The following is an 8,455-nucleotide window of genomic DNA, read 5'->3' as shown; positions in this document are numbered from 1 at the left end:
TCCAACGCAAAGCCCATATTCTGCGCCACCGTCATCTGTGGATAGAGCGCATAGTTCTGGAACACCATGGCGATGTCGCGATCCTTGGGCTCCAGGTCGTTGACACGCCGTCCGTCGATGGCGATGTCGCCGGCGGTCACCGTTTCCAGGCCGGCGATCATCCTCAGCAGCGTTGACTTGCCGCAGCCGGACGGGCCGACGAGGATGACGAATTCGCCGTCACCGATCGGGACATCGACACCGTGCATGACGGCGATGGAGCCATAGGACTTCTTGACATTGGAGATTTCGACGGACGCCATAGTTTACCTCAGTCGAGTTTGCGCACGCGCAGTGCAAGATGGGGGCGACCCGGCAGTTCGACTCCGAAAGCCGCATCGGCCTTGCCGCCGCGGGTGACGCTGCCATGCCGCTGCGGATAGGGAACGAAGGGAGCGATGCGCCTGGCCGGCACCACCGTCATGTTCCAGGTATCGATCAGATCGACGTCATATTTGCCGAGCTCGGTCGGCAGGCCGGTGGTCCACTGGCTCGGCTGATGTTCGCCGAAATAGATATAGGTGACCTTGCCGCCGAGATCGCGGGCACCGGACACGCGGCTCCACGGCCATTGATCGTTGCTGCCGAGCGGCTCCAGGCCTTCGAGCTTGTCTTCCTGCATCAGCTTGAGCAGAAAATTGATCCGTTTCCAGCTTTCGCCATGCAACGTGCCGCCCTTGGCCCACCAGATCAGGTCGTTCGGGTCGGTATAGGTTTCGCCGTGGCCGGCATAGCCGCCGCGCGTCACTGTGATCCAGAAGCGGTGCACCAGTTCCTGGGCGGTGATGTTGCCCCAGTTGTAGATGATATTGCCTTCATATTCCGGCTCGTCGTTGACCACCGGCTTTCCGTAGGCATTGCGCCATTCCGGCGTGCGCTTGACGTCCCAGTTCTGGATACAGACATGGGAGATCCAAGGCTTGCGATGGTCGAAATTCATGTTCTGGTCGCCATTGTGGATCGACCGGAGATGCTGTGCCGGATCGTTCTCTTCCAGGATATGGCAGAAGCGGTCCCAGGTCTCGACCGGGATCGTGTCGAGCAGGAAGTCATATTCGTTGGCCAGCGCCCACCAGACATTGCGAAAGGCCGAAAGGCGGGCAGCGATATATTCGACATAGGCGAGATTCTGCGCCTCGGTCATCCGCGCATAGCCCCAGCGGTCATAGGGGTGGAAGAGGATCAGGTCCGCCTCGATGCCGAGGTCTGCGAGCCGGCCGATCTGCTTTTCCAGATGCCGGAAAGCGGCCGGATTGGGCCGGTCGAAATCGATACCGCCACCCTCTTTTTCCATGAAGACGGATTGCAGCGGCTCGTTGGTGTTGAACGGATAATCCTTGGGAAAGACCGCCATGCGGATCTTGTTGAAGCCGCTCACGGCAAGGCTTTCGAGCGTCTTCTCCTGCATGTCGAACGGCTGGTGTGTCCAGGCATAGCAGGTCGTGCCGAACGGGTAGTAGGGCGTACCGTCTGCATAGGCGAAATGGAAGCGGTTGCGGACATGGACAGAGCCATGCACGTTTTCGCGCGCCGCGATCACGATCAGTTCGCCGGCATTGCCGTCGAGTTCATCGACATTCGAGGATGTCAGATAGGTCCAGGCACCCAGCGTGTCTGGCATGAAGCGGATGACATAATCCTCGCCGCCATCGTGGAAGCCGGTGACACGCACCGTCCGATTGCCCTGCCTGAAATGCGCATGGAGCTTGACGTCGTGATAGGGATTGCCCCTGGCCCTCGCTTTCAGGCGCAGTTCGAAAATATCGTAAAGATGGGTCATGATCATTCCTTGACCGCCCCGGACGTCAGACCGGCGACGAAATAACGTTGGAACATGAGATAGACGATGGCCGCCGGGAGCACGGTCATGATGATGGCGGCATTGAGCTCGCCGTAATTGCTCTGAAACTGGCCCTGGAAATTCATCAGCCCGAGCGGCAGTGTCCACATTTTCGGGTCCTGCAGGATGACCAGCGCCATGGCGAATTCATTCCAGGTGGCGACGAAATCGAGGATCAGCAGCGCCGAGAGCACGGGCAGTGACACCGGCAGGAAGATGCGCCGGAAGATGGTGAAATGCGACGCGCCGTCGATGCGGGCCGCTTCGGACAGTTCCTTCGGCACGGCGGCGAAGAAGCCGTAGAGGATGAACACCTGGTAGGGCACGCCGAAGGCGAGATAGGGCAGGATGATGCCGGGATAGGTATTGATCAGGCCAAAGGCGTTTACCTGACGGAAGATCGGCGCCAGCATGACCTGGAACGGCAGCATGGTGCCGAAGACGCAGAGTGCCAGGAAGACGCGGCTGAACCGCATCGGCACCTTGGCCAGCGCATAGGCCGCCATGGCCGAGATGAACAGGCCGAGCGGCACCTTGATCACCGTGATCACCACGCCGTTGAAGGCTGTGGTGGAGAAATTGCCCCGCTGCCAGGCTGAGACGAAATTGTCGAGCGCAAGCGCGGTCGGCGGCGAGAATGCGCTCCCGCCCATCACATCCGCCTTCGTCTTCAACGCGGTGAAGACGATGAAGACGAAGGGCGTGATCCAGATCAGCGCCAGCAGGATCAGTGCAATCCAGAGCGCCACGAGCAGCGGATCGACCCGGTTCGAGCCGATGGGGCGGAAGGCTTGGGAGAACAGGTTCATCGCGCCGCCTCCGGCCGATGCGACATCCAGCGCATATAGGGCACGACGATCACCAGCGTGATCGCCAGCAGGATGACGGAGACGGCGGCGCCGCGACCGAAATCGCCGAGCTGCATGGATTGGGTATAGGCCCACATGGCCAGCATCTGCGTCGATTGCGCCGGCCCGCCGCCGGTCATGCCGTAGACGATGTCGAAAGCCTTGAGCGAATTGATCAGCGACAGCACGAAGACGATGGTGAGTGTCGGCTTGAGCGCCGGCAGAGTGACGTAACGGAAGACGCCGAAGCGGCCAGCGCCGTCGATGCGCGCCGCCTCGATCAGCGTCGTCGAGACGCTCTGCAGCCCAGCGAGGAACAGAACCATGGAAAAGCCGACCGACTGCCAGACATGGGCAGCGAAAACGGACCAGAGCGCGACCTTCTTGTCGCCCAGCCAATCCGTGATCCAGCCGTCCAACCCCCAGGAGGTCAGCAGACTGTTGAACAGGCCGAAGAACGGGTCGTACATCCATTTCCAGATGGTCGCGACGGCGATTGAGGCAATGATCACCGGCAGGTAGAAGACGACCCGAAGTGAGGACCGGCCGGGAATGTTCTGGTTGAGCGCCAAGGCCAGCGCGAAGCTGATCATGTTCGGCACGATCACCGCCAGTCCCGTCCACCACAGCGTGTTCCACAATGCCCCCCAGAACACCGGGTCCTGCGTCAGCACCGCGCGATAATTGGTGAGACCGACGAACTTGCTCTCCGCACTCAGCCCGTTCCAGGATGAGAAGGACATGCGGATGACGTCCAGCATCGGATAGAGGGCAAACAGGAGATAGACGATCAGCGCCGGCGCCAGCAGGATATAGCCCTGCAGATCCGGCCGCAAAGAGGTGCGCGCTTTGGACATGGTGGTTCCCGGGGATAAAAAGGGTCCCCCGGGCACGCCCGAGAGACCCAGCCTTGGGAGGTTCAGCTTCTGTTGCCGATAAAGGTCTGCAGCGTCTTGCCGGCATCTTCCGGCTTGATGTTGCCGGACGCCACCTCGTTGATGATGCGCCAGTATTCGGTCGTCACATCGAGCGGGAAGGCCTGGTCGCCGTTCATATAGATCTTCGTGTATTTGCCGAAGATATCCAGCCACTTCTGGTCAAGCGGCGACAGATTGGCATATTTGACATTGGCATTGACCGAGATCGAGCCGAAGGCGCCGAGATTGTCCTGCTGCACCTTGTCTGAGAGCATGTAATCGAGGAATTTTGCCGCGGCGTCGGCATGTGCGCTCTTGGTCGAGACGTAGAGATATTCGGCGAAGCCATAGAGACGGTCGGTTCCGGTCGGCACCGGGAAGATGTCGAAATCGTCGAGGCGCTTGGCGTCGCGCAGCTGGCCGACCAACCAGTCGCCCTCCAGCATCATTGCCGCACGATTTGCGAGGAACAGGTTGAAGCTCTGGTTGTTGTCAATGCCCATGAAGGGCTTGAGGATATAGTTCTGCGACCAGTCGTTCAGCTCCTGGAAGCTCGCGGTGGCGCAAGGCTCCTTCGACCAATCGAGCTTCATGTCCATCAACTGGTCGTGCTTGTCGACACCGCATTTGGCTTCGAGGATGACGTCCATCAGCCGCATCAGGTGCCAATTGACCGTACCGCCGAATGTCATCGGCGCAATGCCGGCATCCTTCAGCTTCTTCGCATCGGCCTTCAACTCGTCATAAGTCGTGGGCATCGCGGTGATGCCGGCTTTCTGAAACAGCGCCTTGCTATAATAGATCGCTTCGCCGTGGAAGGTATAGGGCACGCCGTGGCGGCCGCCCGGATAGATCTTGGAGAAGCTGGTGGCCGTGCCGAGCAGGTGCTTATCCCAATCGTATTTCTTGTAGTCGTCGTCGAGCGGCTTCGACAGGCCGGCCTTGACGAATTCGCCGCCCAGGCCGAGGCCCGCCCACATGAAATAAATGTCCGGCCCCTGACTGGACTGGGCCGCGACGCGCATGGCGGCCTTGTGCTCGTCGACCGAACGGCCTTCGCGCGTCACCGTGATGCCCGGATTGGCGGCCTCAAAACCCTTGATGACATTGTCCCAGCCGATATTGGCGGAATTGTTGGCATAGGTGAGTGTCCACACCTTCAGCTCGTCGGCGGCCGCCGGGCCTGCCGCAAATCCCACAGTCATCGCCAGCGCCGATAGCGTGGCGGCAAAAGCATTCTTCACCATCATGAAAACCTCCCAGGAAGCGGTCCTCTGCCGCTGCGGCGCAATCAACCAAAGTCGCGGCTGACTGTCAATGACTTTTTTCTCGTTAGAAATTAATATCGCTTATATTCAGCGTTTATTCGCGAACTTATTTTTATTTGAGCAATTTTTGCAGCGCAAAACGACTGACGTTGCGTTTTTGGAAAAAAGTTGACATGTTGCCGTGCAGGAGCAAGAAGGATGGGAGAGAGGCAAGCCGATGCAGAACATCAACAATCTCTTTCTTGACCAGGATTCACCGGCCGGCCGCCTCGTGCGGGGGCTGGCGGCGCTCGGTGCTGCGACGGCCGGTCAGCTCGTCCGGCCGACCGGCCTGGGCCGCTCCACGGTTTCCACCGTGGTCAGCGAATTGCGCGACGCCGACATCGTCATCGACGTCGAAGTCAAGGCCAATGGCTTTGGCCGTCCCTCGCAGCTGCTCTCTCTCAACCCAGCCTCGGGGCGCTGTGCCGGCGTACTGCTCGGGCTCGGTGAGATCCGCATCGTCATCTGTGACCTGACCCATGCCGTGCTGTCGGACGTGTGGATTCCGATCCGCCGCGACTACACGCCGGAGGAAGCTGCCGATCAGGTGAGGGAAAGCTTGACCACGCAATGCGCCTCCCTTGGCCTGACAATCAGCGACCTTCTCGGCGTCGGCCTCGCGATCTCGGCACCGCTGAGCTATGACGGCAAAGTGCTCAACGGCGATGTCCTGCCGACCTGGGGCGGCGTCGATCTGGCGGAGATTTTTTCAAGCCGCATCGACTGTCCGCTCCATGCCGAGAATGAAAGCCATTGCGGCGCGCTGGCGGAAATGACCTGGGGTGCGGCGGTCGGCGAAAAGGATTTCGTGCTCTATAAGTTCGACCTTGGTGTCGGCGGCGCCATCGTGCGCGACGGCGTCGTCTATCGCGGCATCAGCGGTGCCGCCGCCGAGTTCGGCCATATCGTGCTGGAACCGCAGGGCAGCCTTTGCCGCTGCGGCAATCGCGGTTGCGTCCAGACCTTCGTCGGCGGCTTTCACCTGACGCGCCATGCGGAAGCCTTCAGTGGCCAGCCCGTCACCATCGACCAGTTCATCGAGCGCGCCCGCGAGGGCCGTCTCGGCTACAAGCGGCTGATCGAGGACGCAGCGGAAAAGGCTGGATGGGGCATGGGAATCACCTCTTCGATCCTCAATCCGCCGCTATTCATCATTGCCGGCAAGCTCGCGACCATCGGAAAGCCCTTCCTGGAGCCCTTGGAGCGAAGTTTTGCCCGCCATACGTTGCCGTTGCCGGAAAATGCGCCCGGCGTCCACGCACCACGCTTCGTCGTCGCCCGGTTCCTGGGCAATGACGATACGGTCATGGGCGCGGTGGCACTGGTGCTGAGGCAGCACGGCCGCATTGCTGACGGTCCCAGAAGAGCATTGGCAAGCGCTCCCGCGGCGTAGAGCTGCCCCCGGATCGTCGCAAGCCTGCCGATCTGCATATTCATTCCGACGGGACCGAGCCCAGCTTCTGACCCACCGTTCTGGCGATGAGCGACAGTGAAATGGCACCAGCATCGGGATGACCAATGCTGCGCTCCGCAAGCGGTCTTGCCCGGCCAAGCCGTGGCCTGAGCGGCACTGTCGCTTGTGCAGCAGCCTCGCAGGCGTCACTGGCGACGTACCATGCCCGGTCGAGCGTTTCGCCGCCGGCGAATGTCCTTTCCAGCGCCTCGACGAATGGTACGAAGGCATCGACGAGCGTCTTGTCGCCGGGCTTTGCGCCACCAAGACGCATGACATCGTCGAGCGCCAGCCTGGCTCCCGCGACGACCTCGGCCGCCGCGATTTCGCGATCGTCGGAAAACGCTCCGCTCCAGGCGCGCAGCAGCAGGCCCCAAATGGCGCCCGACGTGCCGCCTGCCCTGTCTGCCCAGGCATCGCCGGCCGCGGCCAGTGAACTCCGGGCGCCGGCACCCTTGGCGACGGCATGTCGCATGGCGTCACGGGCCGCTGTCGCACCGCGGCGCATGCCCTGACCGTGATCGCCGTCACCGGCCACGGCATCGATCCTGCCGAGTTCGGCTTCTGCATCGGTCAGCGCTGCAACCATGGCGTCGAGAATCGAGGACAGGCATTCGGCGCAGCGTTGTGACGTTTCAGCCGCCGCTGGGTAGGTCGGCTCCGGATCGTCCGGTCCGGTGGTCACATTGGCAGGCTCCGTATGAAACGTCTCGCCGCGGCGGAAAACCGGCGTGTCACACGGGGCAGTCCAGAACCGTTCCAACGCGTCGTCCAGCCACATGACGGTGAGCGAGCAGCCCTGCATATCGAGGCTGGTGACATATTCGCCGACTTCCGGCTGGACGATGTCGATGCCGTGCGCCTGCAGCAGCGACTCGACGACGCCCCAGAGCACAAAGAGCTCTTCATATTTGGTGGCGCCGAGGCCGTTGAGCAGCACGGCGGCGCGCGCCGCACCGGCCGGACGCTCGGCGAGCACCGTGTCGACCAGCAGTTTCGCCAGTTCGCTGGCCGTGGCGATCTCAGCATCGCGGATGCCGGGCTCGCCGTGAATGCCGAGGCCAAGCGCCATCATGCCCTTGAGCACTGTAAACAGCGGCTCGCGGGCGCCGGGCAACGTGCAGCCGCCGAAGGCCACACCGAAGGAGAAGGTTCGGGCATTGGCATGGCGGGTGATCCGCTCGACTTCATCGATCGGCAATCCAGCCTCGGCCGCGGCACCCGCTACCTTGAAGACGACGAAATCGCCGGCAATGCCCCGGCGCTGAAATTGCCTGTCGGCCGGTGCACTGGCGACATCGTCGGTGACGGTCAAGATGCGTACATCCATGCCTTCCGCCCGCAGACGCTCGGCCGCGACGCCGAAATTCAGCACATCGCCCGCATAATTGCCAAAGCCGAGAATGATGCCGCCACCGAAATGAGCATTGCGGCAGACGCGCGCCACCGCCGCCGTCGAAGGCGAAGCGAAGATCTCGCCGGCCACAGCCGCGTCCGCCATGCCGGGGCCGACATAGCCGGCGAAGGCCGGATAGTGCCCGGAGCCGCCGCCCACGATGATGGAGACTTTACCCTCAGGCACCTTCGTCGAGCGGACGACGCCGCCCTTGACCAGCCTGACATAGCGTCCATAGACCTGCGCGAATCCTGCAAGTGCGGAGGAAGCAAAGGCCTCAGCGTCGTCAACGATCTTGGTCATGGCAGTCCTCCAATGTAGCCCGTGCGTCCGGCCGCAACTCTATCTTCCCCGGCAGCCACAGCAGCGATTGCATATGGCGCTAAGACCCCGCCCCAACTTTCAGGGTCGAGCCACTCGTCTCGGCCCGTCCTGCGGACCCCCACAAGGGGGAGGGGCCTAACCCGGCCGCACCCTCGTAGCCCCAATTGAGGCAGGGAGCGCGCCGCGAGTCTTCTCCCCCCTCACATGAGGATTTTGCTGTCAAGGTATGAGTTAGGGATTTCCTGTTTGTTCGACGGGTTGGCCTTCCTGTTCGTCCCGACCTTACGGTTTTGTATGGCATCGCGCGCAGAGCGGGGCAAGGGTCGGC

Annotated in this window: 7 protein-coding genes; 1 reads left to right on the top strand and 6 read right to left on the bottom strand. The window is 61.8% G+C overall.

Annotation, left to right across the window (positions count from 1 at the left end; all coding sequences use genetic code 11):
- The 5 genes from AC1DYF_RS39610 to AC1DYF_RS39590 all read right to left on the bottom strand — a co-directional run.
- Window positions 1-302 (bottom strand): ATP-binding cassette domain-containing protein (locus AC1DYF_RS39610; RefSeq protein ID WP_477884344.1); only part of this gene is annotated, 302 nt, incomplete at its 3' end.
- 8 nt (window positions 303-310) lie between these two features.
- Window positions 311-1,819: an apiosidase-like domain-containing protein gene (locus AC1DYF_RS39605; protein ID WP_477884342.1), complete on the bottom strand. Its 1,509-nt coding sequence runs from the start codon at window positions 1,817-1,819 to the stop codon at window positions 311-313.
- 2 nt (window positions 1,820-1,821) lie between these two features.
- Window positions 1,822-2,688, bottom strand: coding sequence for a carbohydrate ABC transporter permease (locus AC1DYF_RS39600; RefSeq protein ID WP_477884340.1), 867 nt, complete (start codon window positions 2,686-2,688; stop codon window positions 1,822-1,824).
- The gene (locus tag AC1DYF_RS39595; protein WP_477884338.1) at window positions 2,685-3,584 is read right to left on the bottom strand and encodes a carbohydrate ABC transporter permease; all 900 of its coding nucleotides are present in this window, start codon (window positions 3,582-3,584) and stop codon (window positions 2,685-2,687) included. Before AC1DYF_RS39595 ends, AC1DYF_RS39600 begins: the two co-directional genes overlap by 4 nt.
- A gap of 62 nt (window positions 3,585-3,646) precedes the next feature.
- Window positions 3,647-4,894 carry an ABC transporter substrate-binding protein gene (locus AC1DYF_RS39590; protein ID WP_477884336.1) on the bottom strand — a complete coding sequence of 416 codons (1,248 nt, stop codon included), beginning with the start codon at window positions 4,892-4,894 and terminating at the stop codon, window positions 3,647-3,649.
- Window positions 4,895-5,129: 235 nt separating this feature from the next.
- Here AC1DYF_RS39590 and AC1DYF_RS39585 point away from each other — a divergent pair, with 235 nt between their 5' ends.
- Window positions 5,130-6,347, top strand: coding sequence for an ROK family protein (locus AC1DYF_RS39585; RefSeq protein WP_477884334.1), 1,218 nt, complete (start codon window positions 5,130-5,132; stop codon window positions 6,345-6,347).
- A 40-nt stretch (window positions 6,348-6,387) separates the two neighbouring features.
- Here AC1DYF_RS39585 and AC1DYF_RS39580 read toward each other — a convergent pair whose 3' ends face one another.
- The gene (locus tag AC1DYF_RS39580) at window positions 6,388-8,106 is read right to left on the bottom strand and encodes a dihydroxyacetone kinase family protein (RefSeq protein WP_477884332.1); all 1,719 of its coding nucleotides are present in this window, start codon (window positions 8,104-8,106) and stop codon (window positions 6,388-6,390) included.
- Window positions 8,107-8,455 lie beyond the last annotated feature (349 nt).

It is taken from the genome of Rhizobium sp. P2_G9 (assembly GCF_056403475.1).
This window is presented reverse-complemented; position numbering and strand designations above follow the sequence as displayed.

Bases quoted from the DNA above. Each gene is read 5' to 3' on its own strand.
- AC1DYF_RS39605 (WP_477884342.1), bottom strand. From the start codon at position 1,819: ATGACCCATCTTTACGATATTTTCGAACTGCGCCTGAAAGCGAGGGCC.
- AC1DYF_RS39600 (WP_477884340.1), bottom strand. From the start codon at position 2,688: ATGAACCTGTTCTCCCAAGCCTTCCGCCCCATCGGCTCGAACCGGGTC.
- AC1DYF_RS39595 (WP_477884338.1), bottom strand. From the start codon at position 3,584: ATGTCCAAAGCGCGCACCTCTTTGCGGCCGGATCTGCAGGGCTATATC.
- AC1DYF_RS39590 (WP_477884336.1), bottom strand. From the start codon at position 4,894: ATGATGGTGAAGAATGCTTTTGCCGCCACGCTATCGGCGCTGGCGATG.
- AC1DYF_RS39585 (WP_477884334.1), top strand. From the start codon at position 5,130: ATGCAGAACATCAACAATCTCTTTCTTGACCAGGATTCACCGGCCGGC.
- AC1DYF_RS39580 (WP_477884332.1), bottom strand. From the start codon at position 8,106: ATGACCAAGATCGTTGACGACGCTGAGGCCTTTGCTTCCTCCGCACTT.